Origin of the sequence: Streptomyces monticola, assembly GCF_042665355.1 — a bacterium.
Lineage (GTDB): Bacteria > Actinomycetota > Actinomycetes > Streptomycetales > Streptomycetaceae > Streptomyces > Streptomyces monticola.
Genome location: NZ_JBHTCF010000013.1, coordinates 238,957 through 253,413 on the forward strand (window position 1 = coordinate 238,957; position 14,457 = coordinate 253,413).

Consider the following 14,457-nt stretch of genomic DNA (forward strand, 5'->3'; position numbering starts at 1 on the left):
AGTAGACTGGCCGACTGTGACTGCTAAGCCCCGTATCCCGAACGTCCTGGCCGGCCGCTACGCCTCCGTCGAGCTCGCCGCCCTGTGGTCCCCCGAGCAGAAGGTGAAGCTGGAGCGCCAGCTGTGGCTCGCCGTGCTGCGCGCCCAGAAGGACCTCGGGATCGAGGTGCCGGACGCCGCCCTCGCCGACTACGAGCGCGTACTCGACCAGGTCGACCTGGTCTCCATCGCCGACCGCGAGAAGGTCACGCGGCACGACGTGAAGGCGCGGATCGAGGAGTTCAACGCCCTCGCCGGGCACGAGCACGTGCACAAGGGCATGACCTCCCGCGACCTCACGGAGAACGTGGAGCAGCTGCAGGTCCGCCGCTCCCTGGAGCTGATGCGGGACCGCACGGTCGCCGTCCTCGCCCGCCTCGGCAAGCTGTCCGGGGAGTACGGCGAGCTGGTGATGGCGGGCCGCTCGCACAACGTGGCGGCGCAGGCCACCACGCTCGGCAAGCGTTTCGCGACCGCCGCCGACGAGCTGCTCGTGGCGTACGGCCGCCTCGAAGAGCTGCTCGCCCGCTACCCGCTGCGCGGCATCAAGGGCCCGGTGGGCACGGCACAGGACATGCTCGACCTGCTCGGCGGCGACGCGGCCAAGCTCGCGGACCTCGAGCAGCGCATCGCCGGTCACCTCGGGTTCGCCCAGGCCTTCACGTCCGTCGGCCAGGTCTACCCGCGCTCGCTCGACTACGAGGTCGTCACCTCCCTGGTGCAGGTGGCCGCCGCGCCCTCCTCGCTCGCCAAGACGATCCGTCTCATGGCCGGGCACGAGCTGGTCACCGAGGGCTTCAAGCCCGGCCAGGTCGGCTCTTCGGCGATGCCGCACAAGATGAACACCCGCTCCTGCGAGCGCGTCAACGGCCTCATGGTCATCCTGCGCGGCTATGCGTCGATGACCGGCGAGCTGGCCGGCGACCAGTGGAACGAGGGCGATGTCTCCTGCTCGGTGGTGCGCCGGGTCGCCCTGCCCGACGCGTTCTTCGCGCTCGACGGCCTGCTCGAGACCTTCCTGACCGTGCTCGACGAGTTCGGTGCCTTCCCGGCGGTCGTCGCCCGCGAGCTGGACCGCTATCTGCCGTTCCTCGCCACCACCAAGGTCCTGATGGGCGCGGTGCGCGGCGGCGTGGGCCGCGAGGTGGCGCACGAGGCCATCAAGGAGAACGCGGTCGCCTCCGCCCTCGCCATGCGCGAGCAGGGCGCCGAGCGCAACGAACTCCTCGACAAGCTCGCCGCGGACGAGCGGATTCCGCTCGACCGGGCGGAGCTGGACGCCCTGATGGCCGACAAGCTGTCCTTCACGGGCGCCGCCGGTGACCAGGTCGCGGCGGTCGTGGCGCGGATCGAGGAGATCGTCAAGCAGCACCCGGAGGCCGCCGGATACACGCCGGGGGCGATCCTCTGACGACACGGCGCGCCCGGTTCACACCGGCCGAGCTCGAGGCCGCTCGCGACCGCATCGTTCCCGATGTGGTGGCGGGCGGCCTTCGTGTGCTGTTCTGCGGAATCAACCCGGGCCTGATGACGGCGGCGACCGGCCATCACTTCGCCCGCCCCGGCAATCGCTTCTGGCCGGTTCTGCACCGCTCCGGGTTCACCCCGCGGCAGCTGCCGCCCGCGGACCAGGAGGAGTTGCTGACGTACGGCCTCGGCATCACGAACGTGGTGGCCAGGGCCACGGCCCGCGCCGATGAGCTCACGCCCGACGAATACCGCGAGGGCGGCCGGCTGCTCACCGAGAAGGTGGCACGGCTGCGCCCCGACTGGCTGGCGGTCGTCGGCGTCACCGCCTACCGCGCGGCGTTCGACGACCGTACGGCCCGCATCGGAGCGCAGGAGCGCACGATCGGCGGCAGCCGGGTGTGGGTGCTGCCCAACCCCAGCGGCCTGAACGCGCATTGGACGCTGGAGACGATGGCGCAGGAGTACGCCAGGCTGCGGGAGGCGGCGTCCGGCGACTGAGGCCGGGCCGGCCTCACGGCTTGCGCGCGACCCCTCCGAACTGCGCCACCTGCAAGGACTCATGGCCCGGTGTGGCGTCCGCGCGCCAGCGGGAGCAGGAGACGAGGCCCGGCGGGATCAGGTCGAGGCCGTCGAAGAACGCAGCGATCTCCGCGCCGGTGCGGGCGGTGATCGGCGGCTTGGCGTTCGCGTTCCAGAAGGCCATCGCCTCCGTGTTGCCTTCGCCGCCGAGCTCCAGGGTGGGGTGGGTGAGCACCAGATAGCTGCCGGACGGCACCGCGTCGACCAGGCGACGGACGATGGCCGTGGCCTCCTCGGTGTCCAGGATGAAATTGAGGATGCCGAGCAGCATCACCGCGACGGGGCGCTCGAAGTCCAGGATGTCGGCGGCGCTGCGCAGGATCGCGTCGGGGTCGTGTGCGTCGGCGTCGATATAACTGGTGGCGCCCTCGGGGGAGCTGGTGAGCAGGGCACGGGCGTGGGCGAGGACGATCGGGTCGTTGTCGACGTACACGACGCGGGCGTCGGGGGCGATGCGCTGGGCCACCTCATGGGTGTTCTCGGCGGTGGGCAGGCCGGTGCCGATGTCGAGGAACTGGCGGATGCCCGCCTCGCCCGCGAGATGGCGTACGGCACGGCCGAGGAACTCGCGGTCCGCGCGGGCCACCTGGCCGATGCTGGGGTACATCGACGTGACCTGGTCGCCGACCTGCTGGTCCACGGCGTAGTGGTCCTTGCCGCCCAGCCAGTAGTTCCAGACCCGGGCATTGTGTGCCGTGTGACCGCTGTGCTCGCTCACGCCTGCTCCTTCGTGCCGCCGCTCGTCCAAGATCCCCAAGCGCCTATGGTGGCACGGGAGTTCGCACCGGGGCGCGGCGGGCGCCCGCTACGGCGGGTCGATGTCCGTGGCGGCGGCGACCAAACGGAGCAGTGCAGGCCCGTCGTGATAGGTGATGCCGAGGGCGAGCCAGCGGTCACCGGCGCGCCACACGTGCAGCGACTCGGCGAGCCCGCTCAGCCTGTGCCACGGCTCGGGTATCTCGTCCCCCAGGCCGCCGCGCAGCTGCCAGCCCTGCAGACCGATCTCGTGCGTCTCGCCCCACTTGGCACCCAGCGGTGCGAGCAGTGCGTCCCGCTCGGCCTCGTACTGCTCCGCGACCGTGTCGTACTCCCCCATCCCGCCGTCGTCGAACGTGGTGCGCAGCAGCTCGGTCAGCTCGAATCCGGGCCCGCGCAGATGCGACCCGCGGTGCTCCGCGCGCAGGTCCCGGGAGCACAGCAGGTCGATGGCGCGCAGGTGCTGTGCCGTACTCATGCCTCAAGTAAACCGGCAGGCACTGACAATGGGGCGAGTGTCGGACAACACCCGCCCCACCTGGGGAGGTTCGCCGAGTCGCTGCACGTGTGGCGCGCCGGGTTCGGGTCGTGCCGGGTTCGGGAAGCCGGGGTGCGCGGCGGGCGACCGTGGTGGCATGCGTGGGGCGCGGCCTGGCGCCCCCGCGCCCCGCGCGGTCCGTATGCGCACATCCCCCGGCCTCCCGCACGGCTCCGTCCGGCCTCCCGCACGGTCCCGTCCGGCCTCTCGCACGTACACATCCGGATTCCGTCACTCCTGGGCGGTGCCCGGCACTCGCCGTGCGCCGGGACCGGCGAGTACGATCCGGCCATCATGCGCGGCTACCTGGGAGGACGACGTTGGGGCGGTTGACCGGCGGGGATCCCTCTCTGCTGCGGCGGATCAACTCCGCGGTGGTGCTGCACGCACTGCGCGGCGCGGACTTCGCGACGCTCACCGAGATCACCCGGGTGACGGGACTGTCCCGGCCCACGGTCGAAGGCGTCATCGAGGGACTCATCGACGCCGGCCTCGTCGTGGAGGTCGCGGCCGAGGAAGGGGTGGCACGACGCCAGGGGCGCCCCGCGCGGAGGTTCCGTTTCCGGGCGGAGGCGGGGCATCTGCTCGGCCTGGAGATCGGCGCGCACCGGGTGGCGGCGGTCCTGTCCGACCTGGACGGCCGGGTCCTGGGGACCGGCGAGCGTGCGGTGGACGAGGCGGCCTCCGCGGACGAACGCCTGGAGCGGCTGCGGCTCACCGTCGCGGATCTGCTGCGGCGCGCGGGGATCGCCCGTGACTCGCTGCGCGCCGTCGGCGTGGGAAGCCCCGGCATCGTGGAGGCCGACGGCACGGTCCGGCTCGGCACGGCCCTGCCCGGCTGGACGGGACTGCCGCTCGGCGAACGGCTGCGGCGGTCCTTCAAGTGCCCGGTCCTTGTCGAGAACGACGCCAACACGGCGGCGGTGGCCGAGCACTGGAAGGGCGCGGCGGCCGAGTCCGACGACGTGGTGTTCGTACTCGCCGGGCTCAGTCCGGGCGCCGGTTCGCTGATCGGCGGGCGGCTGCACCGGGGCTTCGGCGGGGCGGCGGGCGAGATCGGCGCGCTGCATCTGCTCGGCCGCGAGGTGACTCCCGAGTCGCTGCTCTCGACCACCGGCGAGCCGCTGCATCCGCTGGACGAGCAGGCCGTGACCGAGGTCTTCGCGCATGCTCGTGAGGGCGACGAGGGTGCGGCCGCGGCGGTCGAGCGGTTCATCCAGCGACTGGTGCACGACGTGGCGGCCCTGGTCCTTGCCCTGGACCCGGAGCTGGTCGTGGTGGGCGGCTGGGCCGCGGGCCTCGACGGCGTACTGGAACCCCTGCGCCGCGAGCTGGCCCGCTACTGTCTCCGCCCGCCCCGGGTGGCACTCTCCGCCCTCGGCGAAGCAGCCATCGCCACCGGCGCCCTGCGCCTCGCCCTCGACCACGTCGAGGAGCAGCTCTTCGCCGTGGAGGGAACCGTCACGGCCCGACGGTGAGGCCCGCCCAACAGTGAGGCACGCCTAGCGGTGAGGCCCGCCTGCGGGGGCGAGCCGCTCACCGCACGCCCGTGACACGGGAGTTCAGGACAAGCGAGTTGAGGCAGGGGCGGTCAGGACGCCTGGCGTTCCTGGCCGTGGTGGATCTCCACGTCACCGGAGTCGCCGAAGGTGAGCCGGCAGGTGTCGGCGCGGTAGGTGGCGACGGACACCGCGGCGGTACGGCCGAACGCGAAGTACCGCGTGGTGACGACGAGTACGGGTGCACCCGGCAGCCGGTCGAGCTGCTTGGCGTCCTCCGCGCGCGCCGAACCCAGCTCCACCGCCCGGTCCTCACCTTCGAGGCCGAGGCGCTGCAGCTCGCGCAGGACGGCACGCGCGCGTGCCGGGCCGGCGGGGGCGTCGATGGCGGACAGGTCCGGCACCGAGTCCTCAGGGACGTACAACAGCTCGGCGGCGACGGGCTGTCCGCCGCTGACCCGGGAGCGGCGCACGGTGTGCACCGGCTCTTCGGCCTCGGTGCCGAGCAGGCTTGCCACCGCCGCGGGCGGCACGCCCGGCGCGCAGTCCGCGGGCTCCCAGTCGTCACCGGCGGCGCCGGGCCAGGTGTGCAGCGGCGAGACGGACACCCCCATGCGCGGCGGTGCGACGGTGGTGCCGACGCCACGGCGCCGCTGCAGGCGGCCTTCCAGTTCGAGCTGCTCGAGCGCCTGACGCAGGGTCGCCCTGGCCACGCCGAAGCGGGCGGCGAGCTCACGTTCGTTCGGCAGGATCTCGCCCACGGCGAACTCGGAGTCGAGCGCCTCGGCGAGCACGGTCTTGAGGTGCCAGTACTTAGGCTCCGGCACCGTTTCGAGCTGCGTGGTCCCCACCCTGTCCTCCGCAATCGCCGTGTCCCGGCGGCCTATTACGTGCCCTTGTTTATTAAAGGTTCCTGCACTATCTACGCGACGATAGGCGCGCCCCCACCCTTGGTCAAGACCAATCCTCCGTCCGTTACACAGCGCGGTCGCGCGATACCGGAGAGCGTTCACGCGCTGTTCGTACGGGGGCACGCGCGCGTAGCACCGCGTTCGTGAAACGACGAGGGGCCCTCGCCTGCGTCAGGCGAGGGCCCCTGCCCGTGGATACCGAAGACGGCCGCTCGGGGATACCGAAGACGACCGCTCGGGCCGCAAATCAGGTGGCCGACCAGGTGGCAATCAGGCGACCAATCAGGCGACCAATCAGGCGACGAACGAAACCAACTTGTCCGGGTTCCGCACGATATATACGCGCTCAATGCGCCCGTCGACCACGTCCAGCTGGAGGACGTTGTCCGGTTTGCCGCCCGAGAGCGTCAGCACCGCGGGGCCGCCGTTGACCTCGACGAAGCGGAACTCCACGTCCGGGATGGGCTTCTGGGCCACACCGAAGAGGAAGCGCCCCACCTTGTCGGCGGTTTCGAGGACGCGCAGCGGTGCGCGGGACTTGCCGCCGCTGTCGCCCACGAGCCGCACATCGGGTGCGAGCACGGCCATCAGGCTGTCGAGGTCACCGTTCGCCGCGGCGGCCAGGAACCGCTCGGTCAGGTCACGGCGCTCGACGGGGTCGACGTCGAAACGCGGCCTGCCCTCGTCGACGTGTTTGCGGGCCCGGCCCGCGAGCTGGCGTACGGCCGCCTCGCTGCGTTCGAGGGTGGCGGCGATCTCGGCGAAGGGGAAGCCGAAGGCCTCGCGCAGCACGAACACCGCCCGCTCCAGGGGCGAGAGGGATTCGAGGACCACCAGGACGGCCATCGACACGGAGTCCGCGAGCACGGCCTGTTCCGCGGTGTCGGGCGCGGTGGGCCCGAAGTCCGTCTCCAGCGGCTCGGGCAGCCAGGGGCCGACGTACGCCTCGCGCCGCGACTGCACCTGGCGGAGCCGGTCGATGGCGAGCCGGGTGGTGATCCGCACCAAGTAGGCGCGCGGCTCCCTGACTTCCTCCCGGCCGGAGGCCGACCAGCGCAGCCAGGCCTCCTGCACGATGTCCTCGGCGTCGGCGACGCGGCCCAGCATGCGGTAGGCGACGCCCATCAGGACGGGGCGGTGCTCTTCGAAGAGTTCTGTTGCGGTTTCCGTGGCCACGGTCCCATCCAAGGCCGCGGCGCCCGCACTGTCCAGCAGAAGACAGCCGACCGCCGGCCGCAGCAGCCGACCGTCGGCCGCGGACAGCCGACTGCCGGCCGAAGGCAGCCGACTGCGCGGGCACGCGCGCGTGCGCCGTACGGAACCCACACGAAAGTCCCACAGCAGCGGCAGTGAGGGTCTTGAACTGGGGCCTACCGAGCGGTAATTGTTGCTGACAAGGTGTCTACGAGGCTGTCGTCCGACAGCCCGCCGGAGCGTCGCCCACGACGAGGAGCAGCATGTCCGCCACCGCCTCCTTCAGCATCGACACACCGCACGGCCCCCGGCCGGCGACCGTCGCGTACCGGCGCGCGGGAACCGGCGAGCCGCTGCTCCTGCTGCACGGCATCGGCCACCACCGGCAGGCCTGGGACCCGGTGTTCGACATCCTGGCCGCCGAACACGACGTGATCGCCGTGGACCTGCCGGGCTTCGGTGAGTCGCCCGCACTGCCGGACGGCGCGGCGTACGACCTGCCGACCGTGGTGGCCGCCCTGGGCGCGCTCTGCGAGGAACTCGGCATAGAGACGCCGCACGTCGCGGGCAACTCCCTGGGCGGCCTTCTCGCCCTGGAGCTGGGGCGCGAGAAGCGCGTGCGCTCGGTGACGGCACTCTCGCCCGGCGGCTTCTGGACGGAGGCGGAGCGGCGTTACGCCTTCGCCGTACTGCTCGGCATGCGGCAGGGGGCCAAGAGCCTGCCGCTGCCCGTGATCGAACGGCTCTCGCGCTCCGTGGCGGGCCGTTGGGCCCTCACGAGCACCATCTACGCGCACCCCGGGCGCCGTTCGCCCGAGGCCGTCGTCGAGGAGACGCTGGCCCTGCGGAACGCCACCGGCTTCCTCCAGACGCTCGCCGCCGGACGTGAGGCGCTGTTCCGTGACGACGTGCCGGGGCTCCCGGTCACCGTGGCCTGGGGCGCCCACGACCGGCTGCTGCTGCGCCGGCAGGGGATCCGGGCCAAGCACACGATCCCCGGCGCCCGGCTCGTACGCCTGCCGGGCTGCGGGCACGTCCCGATGAACGACGACCCCGCCCTCGTGGCCCGCGTGATCCTCGACACCAGCCGCTGAGCCGACGGGCCGCCCGCGCGCCGTGCGGGCGGCGGCGACGCCCCCCGCGCGGATGGCGCGATTGTGAATCGGCTCACGCCAACCTCCCTGAAGCGCAGCTCACAGGGGTTCGATACGTCGCCAAATCATCCCTCAAATACAACAGTTGCCCCACTTGCCCGAGCCGTCCCCACTTACGCCGGCCTGACGGCGCCGCACCGTACGCTGGCAGGCATGGCCAGCACCCCTCCTTCCCGTAGGCCCCCGCGCTCCGCGGCGTCGGTCAACGCGGACATCCGCGCACTCTGGGTGCGCACCCGCGGACGCCTGTCCGCGGACGAGCGGGTCGCCTATGAGCACCTCGTGGTGGAGTGGGCGGCGGCGGTCCGCGGCGAGAACCGCCGGGCCGCCTGAGCCATGCCCGAAGCGCCCGCGGACAGCCCCCGGGGCGGCAGGGGCCGCATCCACGCGCGCGTGTGCGGGCTTCTCGGACTGGCCGGACTGATGGCCGTGGCCTGGGTGGACACCTGGGCCGACGCCCGTATCGCCCACGCGGCCCTGGTCGTGTGGGCCGCCGCGGGCATCGGGGTCTTCGTCGGCGGGATCATCGTGGAGTGCGGCGCCCCGGGCCTGACCGCGAGAACTCCCCGCCTCCGCGCGAAGGCGTATGACCTCCGCGCGCACGCTCAGGAGTTGGACCACGCGCGCGTGCACAGCACCAGCCGGTAGCCGTCGGGGTCCTCGACGGTGACGCCCCATTCGTTCCAGTAAGGATTCGGCGAGACGACGCGCTTGCCGCCGTGCTCTTCGAGCCGGGCCACCAGCTCGCCCGGCACGGGACCGTCGAGGTAGAGCACGAGAAGGTCCTCTTCCGTGGGGCGCGGCTCGACGGGTGCCGCCGCCTCATGGACGAGTTCCAGATGCCAGTCCGCGTCGCGCCAGCCGACCATCAGCAGATCGTGCTCACCGGGTTCGCTCCCGCCCTCGGCGCGGTAGACGACGGCGAGCCCGAGCCCGCCCACCCAGAAGCGTTCCGCCGCGGCCAGATCGCGGGAGGGACGGGCGAGACGGATGTGGCTACGGCTGAGCGAGGTCATGGGATTCCCCTTCGCCATGAATGTGCGTGAACGCGGATGCATGGACACAAGTAGTGTGATGCGCCGGGGAATTGACGGTTCGGCACCGGTTGCCCCAGCCCCTCCACCGTAGGTAGGCCACGATCTTGTGGCCATCGGTTCATGGTCCCGTCACCCGCGACCACAGACCTGCGACCGTGGACCTAGTACGGTGCCTGCACCGTCGATCGTCCGATCACTCCAGGAGGCGCAGCGATGCCGGAAGTCCAGCCGAGCAGCTCCCCCGCCCGCCGTTCCGTGCTGCGCGGCACGGTCGCGGCCTCGGCCGCGCTCGCGCTGCCCGCGATCGGCGGCGCGGCCCCCGCACAGTCGCTGTCCGGGCGGCCGCGGGCGGCGTGGGGTGTGCAGGCCGGTGACATCTCGGCGCACTCGGGGCTCGTGTGGGTGCGCTCGGACCGGCCGGCCCGGATGATCGTGGAGACCTCGGCCACGGAGTCGTTCCGCAACCCCGTCCGGTGGCGCGGGCCGCTGCTCGGCCCCGGTACCGACTTCACGGGTACGACACGGCTGCACGGCCTGCCGCCGGGCGAGCAGGTGCACTACCGGGTACGGCTCGCCGATCCGGACGATCCGCGGCGTACCGGCGAGGCGGTCATGGGGACGTTCCGTACGCCGCCGGTGAAGCGAAGCGAAGGCGTCCGGTTCCTGTGGTCCGGTGATATCGCGGGCCAGGGCTGGGGCATCAACCCCGACCGCGGCGGCTATCGCGTCTTCGACGAGATGCGCCGTCTGGACCCGGACTTCTTCCTGTGCAGCGGCGACACCATCTACGCGGACGGCCCGATCCAGCCGAGCGTCACGCTCCCCGACGGGCGGGTGTGGCGCAATGTCACGACCGAGGAGAAGGCCAAGGTCGCCGAGACCCTCGGGGAGTTCCGCGGGAACTTCCGCTACAACCTCCTCGACGAGAACCTGCGCCGCTTCAACGCGCAGGTGCCGTCGATCACGCAGTGGGACGACCACGAGGTACGCAACAACTGGTACCCGGGACAGATCCTCGACGACCCGCGCTACACGGAGAAGGACGTCGACGTGCTCGCGGCCCGTTCGCTGCGGGCGTTCGGCGAGTACTTCCCGGTCTCGACGCTGCCCTCCGGCGAGCTGCCCTCCGGCGACAAGGAGGGCCGGGTCTATCGCGTCCTGCGGCACGGCCCGCTGCTCGATGTCTTCGTGCTCGACATGCGCACCTACCGCAACGCCAACTCCCCCGGCCGGCAGGGCGAGGACACCGTCGGCATCCTCGGCGCCGAGCAACTCGCCTGGCTCAAGAAGGAGTTGTCGCGCTCACGGGCCGTGTGGAAGGTGATCGCCTCCGATATGCCGCTCGGCCTGGTGGTGCCGGACGGCAAGGAGAACTTCGAGGCCGTCGCGCAGGGCGACCCGGGAGCCCCGCTCGGCCGTGAACTGCAGATCGCGGAGCTCCTGAGGCACATCAAGCACCGCAAGGTCACCGGCACCCTGTGGCTGACCGCCGATGTGCACTACACCTCGGCGCAGCACTACGACCCCTCGCGCGCCGCGTTCCAGGACTTCGCGCCGTTCTGGGAGTTCGTGTCCGGGCCGCTGGCCGCGGGCGGCTTCCCCGCGCTGAAGCTGGACGGCACGTTCGGGCCCGAGCAGACCTTCGTCAAGGCGCCGGCCCGCGCGAATGTCTCGCCGGCCGAGGTGCCGCCGTACTTCGGAGAGGTCGAGATCGACGGCGGCAGCGGCGAGTTGACGGTGCGGCTGCGCCAGGAGGGCGGCGAAGTGCTCTACACGAAGGTGCTGCAGCCCGGCCGCGTCGGGCAGTGAGCGGACCCCCGCGCGGGACACACCTCCCCGTAAAACCGACACCCTCTCGCCGCGAACAGACACCCCTTCGCCGTAACCGCAAGGCAAAAGAACCGCAAAAAGGACAGAAGCCCTCTTAACCGATCAGTCACAAAGCGTTCGTGATCACGCAACACCGATGGTCCAGAGTGCAGACATGACTGATGTGACATCCGCGAAGCGCGCCCGCCGCACCCATCACCACTGGCGGCGGGACGTGGTCGAACTCGCCGCCCTGTTCACGGCCGTGGCCGTGGCCGACACCATCGCGAAGACCGTCGTCCACGGGCCGGACGGGCCGATCGCCCTGATCGCCTCCGCGGTGGCCCTCGTCGCCACCGCCGGGTTCCACACCTGGTGGTCACGACGGCACGGGCACGCCCCTCCGACCGCTGATACCGGCACCCCGCAGAACGCGGGGACCACCGGCAAGCCCGAGCGGCAGCGCCCCGCCGGGCCCACCACCCTGTGGCGGATGCGCACGACCGTGCGGGACGAGCCGGGCTCGCTCGCGGCCCTGTGCACGGCGCTCGCCACCCGGCACGTCGACATCCTGAGCCTGCAGACCCACCCGCTGGGCGAGGGCACCGTCGACGAGTTCCTGCTGCGCGGCCCCGAGCAGCTCGCGGCATCGGAGCTGACCCGGGCCGTCGCCGCGGCCGGCGGCAGCGGCACCTGGATCGAGCGGGCCGACGCCCACGACCTGGTGGACGCCCCGACACGGATGCTCAACCTCGCCACCCGCACCGCCCTCGACGCGGCCGAACTCCCGCTCGCCCTGCGCCAGTTGCTCGGGCGCTGCACCATCCGCTCGATCCCGGCAGCCGCCCGCGCCAAGTCCGCGGAGGCACCCGTCGAGGGCGTGCTCGACGGCACCCTGATGCGGCTGCGCGACCCGGCCGGCGGGGCGATCACGGTGGAGCGGCCGTATCTGCCGTTCACGCCGACCGAGTTCGCACGGGCCCGCGCCCTGGTCGAGCTCGACGCCCGGCTCGGACCGCGTATCCCGCGCAGCCAGGACGTCATGACGCTGCCCGAGGGCCCCGACATCTCCGTGCGGCGGGCCGACACCGACGACCTGGAAGCCGCCAAGGCGATGCACGAGCGCTGCTCCAAGCGCACGCTCGGCCTGCGCTATCACGGCCCCGTCGGCGACGCCGACCGCTATCTCAACCATCTGCTCAGCCCGCGCTTCGGCCGCACCCTCGCGGTGCAGGCGCCGTCCGGGCGCCTGGTCGCGCTCGGACATCTGCTGTGGGACGGCGACGAGACCGAGGTGGCGCTGCTCGTCGAGGACGACTGGCAGCGCCGCGGCATCGGCGGCGAACTGCTCGGCCGCCTGGTCGGCCTGGCGATCGAGGCGGGCTGCGAGAGCGTGTACGCGGTGACGCAGGCCTCCAACACCGGCATGGTCGCCGCGATGCGCGGCCTCGGCCTGCCTCTGGACTACCAGATCGAGGAGGGCACCCTCGTCATCACCGCCCGCCTGGACGCCACCCCGGTCCAGTCGAACCTGCCCTACGACCGGGCCGGGACGGAGCCGCGGCCGTAACCGGCCCGTACCCCTTCTCGGGACCCGGCCCCGGACCCGGACTCGGACGCAGTCCCGGCCCCAGTCCCGGACTCGGCGCTCGCCCCGAGCGCACCGTCCAGGTCGGCCCACAGGTCATCGGCGTCCTCCAGGCCGACCGACATCCGCAGGAGCCGGTCGCTCACCCCGGCCGACCTGCGGTCCCCGGCGTCCACGATGCGATGGCTGATGGACGCCGGGTGCTGGATCAGCGAGTCCACGCTGCCGAGGCTGACCGCCGGGGTGATCAGCCGGACCCCGGCGATCACCTCGTGCGGGTCGCCGGTCACCTCGAAGGCGACCATCGCTCCCCCGAGCCTCGGATAGTGCACCCGCGCCACCCGCGGGTCGGCGGCGAGCCGGCCCGCGAGGTCCGCGGCCGTCGCCGAGGCCGCCCGCATCCGCACCGGCAGCGTGGACAGACCGCGCAGCAGCAGATAGCCGGCGAGCGGGTGCAGCACCCCGCCGGTCGCGAACCGCACCTGCCGCAGACCGCGCGCCAGCTCCTCGTCACAGGCCACCACACCGCCGAGCACATCGCCGTGCCCGCCCAGGTACTTCGTGGCGCTGTGCAGCACGAGCCGGGCGCCGCTCTCCGCCGGGCGCTGCAGCACGGGGGTCGCGAACGTGTTGTCGACGAGCAGCGGCACCTCACCGCAGGCATGCGCCACGGCCCGCAGATCGAGCTCGGCCAGGGTCGGATTGGCCGGGGACTCCACGAGCACCAGCCCCGTGTCGGCCCGGATCGCGTCCGCGATGCCGGCCGGATCGACCCAGGTGACCTCCGAGCCCAGAAGTCCCGCGGTGAGCAGATGGTCGCTGCAGCCGTACAACGGCCGGACGGCCACCACGTGCCGCAGCCCCTGAGCGGCGCGTACGAGAAGAACCGCCGTCAGCGCGGCCATGCCGCTGGCGAAGGCGACGGCGCTCTCGGTGCCCTCCAGACGGGCCAGGGCCGTCTCGAAGCGGCCGACGGTGGGGTTGGCGAGCCGCGCGTACACGGGCGGGCCGTCATCGAGCGCGCCGGTGGCGGCGAAGGCGTCGATACGGGCCGCCTCACCACGGCTGTCGTACGACGGGTAGGTGGTGGAAAGATCGAGCGGCGGGGCGTGCAGGCCGAGCCCGGCGAGGTCCTCGCGGCCGGCGTGCACGGCTTCGGTGGTCAGGGCCCGGCGCGCGGTGGTCCGCGCCTGGCCGAATCCGTCGAGGTCCCGGTCCGCGGGGGTGGCGGCGTCCCGGTGGAAGTCCCTGGTCGAGTCCATGGTCAGAGACTGAACGCACAGCGGAAGGCAGCGGTGAAGTCCCGTGCTACGTTCGGCCGATGGCCGAATCCGTCGTACTGGACCCGATCGATCTACACATTCTGCGCCTTCTGCAGAACGACGCCCGGACCACGTACCGCGATCTCGCCGCCCAGGTCGGTGTGGCCGCGTCGACCTGCCTCGACCGGGTGGCCAGGCTGCGCCGCTCCGGGGTGATCGTCGGCCATCGGCTGCAGCTGGACGCGGCGCGGCTCGGGCGCGGTCTGCAGGCGCTGCTCTCGGTGCAGGTCAGACCGCACCGCCGGGAGCTGGTCGGCCCGTTCGTGGAGCGGATCAGGGCGCTGCCCGAGTCGCTCTCCCTGTTCCATCTCACCGGGCCCGACGACTATCTGGTGCATGTGGCCGTGGCGGACACGGCGGATCTGCAGCGGCTCGTCCTCGACGAGTTCACCTCGCGGCGCGAAGTGGCCCGGGTGGAGACCCGGTTGATCTTCCAGCAGTGGGACTGCGGCCCCCTGCTGCCGCCGCACACCGGCACCGCGGGCACCGTCGGCACCGGCGGCACCGACGCAGGGCCCGCTGCCGACAGCAGAACCGAGTGACGGCACACACCTGGCCGTA

15 protein-coding genes are annotated in these 14,457 nt (G+C 72.2%); 9 read left to right on the forward strand and 6 right to left on the reverse strand.

The genetic code is table 11. The features are described 5' to 3' along the window. Positions 1-16: 16 nt before the first annotated feature. The gene (gene purB, locus ACFQVC_RS27785; protein WP_381835608.1) at positions 17-1,450 is read left to right on the forward strand and encodes an adenylosuccinate lyase; all 1,434 of its coding nucleotides are present in this window, start codon (positions 17-19) and stop codon (positions 1,448-1,450) included. Between the two features lie 65 nt (positions 1,451-1,515). Then, a complete protein-coding gene (gene mug / locus ACFQVC_RS27790; protein WP_381835610.1) occupies positions 1,516-2,007 on the forward strand; it encodes a G/U mismatch-specific DNA glycosylase in 492 nt (163 codons plus the stop codon). 13 nt (positions 2,008-2,020) lie between these two features. Here the strand turns inward: mug and ACFQVC_RS27795 are convergent, their stop codons facing one another. Next, on the reverse strand, positions 2,021-2,806 hold the full coding sequence (locus ACFQVC_RS27795; protein WP_381835612.1) for an SAM-dependent methyltransferase: 786 nt from the start codon (positions 2,804-2,806) through the stop codon (positions 2,021-2,023). A gap of 87 nt (positions 2,807-2,893) precedes the next feature. After that, positions 2,894-3,322, reverse strand: coding sequence for a hypothetical protein (locus ACFQVC_RS27800; RefSeq protein WP_381835614.1), 429 nt, complete (start codon positions 3,320-3,322; stop codon positions 2,894-2,896). A 380-nt stretch (positions 3,323-3,702) separates the two neighbouring features. Here ACFQVC_RS27800 and ACFQVC_RS27805 point away from each other — a divergent pair, with 380 nt between their 5' ends. Further along, positions 3,703-4,860 (forward strand): ROK family transcriptional regulator, encoded by a 1,158-nt coding sequence (locus ACFQVC_RS27805; RefSeq protein WP_381835616.1) that lies wholly within the window; start codon positions 3,703-3,705, stop codon positions 4,858-4,860. A gap of 113 nt (positions 4,861-4,973) precedes the next feature. On the opposite strand, the gene ACFQVC_RS27810 is transcribed toward ACFQVC_RS27805, so the two are convergent. Then, entirely contained in the window at positions 4,974-5,732 is a 759-nt protein-coding gene (locus ACFQVC_RS27810; RefSeq protein ID WP_381835618.1) for a GntR family transcriptional regulator, read from the reverse strand. 354 nt (positions 5,733-6,086) lie between these two features. Further along, positions 6,087-6,968, reverse strand: coding sequence for an RNA polymerase sigma-70 factor (locus ACFQVC_RS27815; RefSeq protein WP_381835620.1), 882 nt, complete (start codon positions 6,966-6,968; stop codon positions 6,087-6,089). A gap of 281 nt (positions 6,969-7,249) precedes the next feature. Between ACFQVC_RS27815 and ACFQVC_RS27820 the strand changes: the two genes are divergently transcribed. The 3 genes from ACFQVC_RS27820 (at position 7,250) to ACFQVC_RS27830 (ending at position 8,788) form a co-directional block, all read left to right on the forward strand. Then, positions 7,250-8,080, forward strand: coding sequence for an alpha/beta fold hydrolase (locus ACFQVC_RS27820; RefSeq protein WP_381835622.1), 831 nt, complete (start codon positions 7,250-7,252; stop codon positions 8,078-8,080). Positions 8,081-8,293: 213 nt separating this feature from the next. Then, positions 8,294-8,473 (forward strand): hypothetical protein, encoded by a 180-nt coding sequence (locus tag ACFQVC_RS27825; RefSeq protein WP_381835624.1) that lies wholly within the window; start codon positions 8,294-8,296, stop codon positions 8,471-8,473. A 60-nt stretch (positions 8,474-8,533) separates the two neighbouring features. Next, positions 8,534-8,788, forward strand: coding sequence for a hypothetical protein (locus ACFQVC_RS27830; protein ID WP_381835626.1), 255 nt, complete (start codon positions 8,534-8,536; stop codon positions 8,786-8,788). Here the strand turns inward: ACFQVC_RS27830 and ACFQVC_RS27835 are convergent. Beyond that, entirely contained in the window at positions 8,746-9,156 is a 411-nt protein-coding gene (locus ACFQVC_RS27835) for a VOC family protein (protein ID WP_381835628.1), read from the reverse strand. The genes ACFQVC_RS27830 and ACFQVC_RS27835 overlap by 43 nt on opposite strands. A gap of 234 nt (positions 9,157-9,390) precedes the next feature. Here ACFQVC_RS27835 and ACFQVC_RS27840 point away from each other — a divergent pair, with 234 nt between their 5' ends. Together ACFQVC_RS27840 and ACFQVC_RS27845 are read left to right on the forward strand one after the other, a co-directional pair. Beyond that, positions 9,391-10,986, forward strand: coding sequence for an alkaline phosphatase D family protein (locus tag ACFQVC_RS27840; protein WP_381835630.1), 1,596 nt, complete (start codon positions 9,391-9,393; stop codon positions 10,984-10,986). A gap of 175 nt (positions 10,987-11,161) precedes the next feature. Further along, a complete protein-coding gene (locus tag ACFQVC_RS27845; RefSeq protein WP_381835632.1) occupies positions 11,162-12,556 on the forward strand; it encodes a GNAT family N-acetyltransferase in 1,395 nt (464 codons plus the stop codon). Here ACFQVC_RS27845 and ACFQVC_RS27850 read toward each other — a convergent pair. Further along, positions 12,523-13,836, reverse strand: a complete 1,314-nt coding sequence (locus ACFQVC_RS27850; RefSeq protein ID WP_381835634.1) for a trans-sulfuration enzyme family protein — start codon at positions 13,834-13,836, stop codon at positions 12,523-12,525. The two genes, ACFQVC_RS27845 and ACFQVC_RS27850, sit on opposite strands and share 34 nt — an antisense overlap. 59 nt (positions 13,837-13,895) lie before the next feature. On the opposite strand from ACFQVC_RS27850, the gene ACFQVC_RS27855 reads away from it, so the two are divergent. Then, positions 13,896-14,438, forward strand: coding sequence for an Lrp/AsnC family transcriptional regulator (locus ACFQVC_RS27855; RefSeq protein ID WP_381835636.1), 543 nt, complete (start codon positions 13,896-13,898; stop codon positions 14,436-14,438). Positions 14,439-14,457: the final 19 nt, after the last annotated feature.

Bases quoted from the DNA above. Each gene is read 5' to 3' on its own strand.
- ACFQVC_RS27845 (WP_381835632.1), top strand. From the start codon at position 11,162: ATGACTGATGTGACATCCGCGAAGCGCGCCCGCCGCACCCATCACCAC.
- ACFQVC_RS27855 (WP_381835636.1), top strand. From the start codon at position 13,896: ATGGCCGAATCCGTCGTACTGGACCCGATCGATCTACACATTCTGCGC.
- ACFQVC_RS27820 (WP_381835622.1), top strand. From the start codon at position 7,250: ATGTCCGCCACCGCCTCCTTCAGCATCGACACACCGCACGGCCCCCGG.
- ACFQVC_RS27835 (WP_381835628.1), bottom strand. From the start codon at position 9,156: ATGACCTCGCTCAGCCGTAGCCACATCCGTCTCGCCCGTCCCTCCCGC.
- ACFQVC_RS27825 (WP_381835624.1), top strand. From the start codon at position 8,294: ATGGCCAGCACCCCTCCTTCCCGTAGGCCCCCGCGCTCCGCGGCGTCG.
- ACFQVC_RS27800 (WP_381835614.1), bottom strand. From the start codon at position 3,322: ATGAGTACGGCACAGCACCTGCGCGCCATCGACCTGCTGTGCTCCCGG.
- ACFQVC_RS27850 (WP_381835634.1), bottom strand. From the start codon at position 13,836: ATGGACTCGACCAGGGACTTCCACCGGGACGCCGCCACCCCCGCGGAC.
- ACFQVC_RS27840 (WP_381835630.1), top strand. From the start codon at position 9,391: ATGCCGGAAGTCCAGCCGAGCAGCTCCCCCGCCCGCCGTTCCGTGCTG.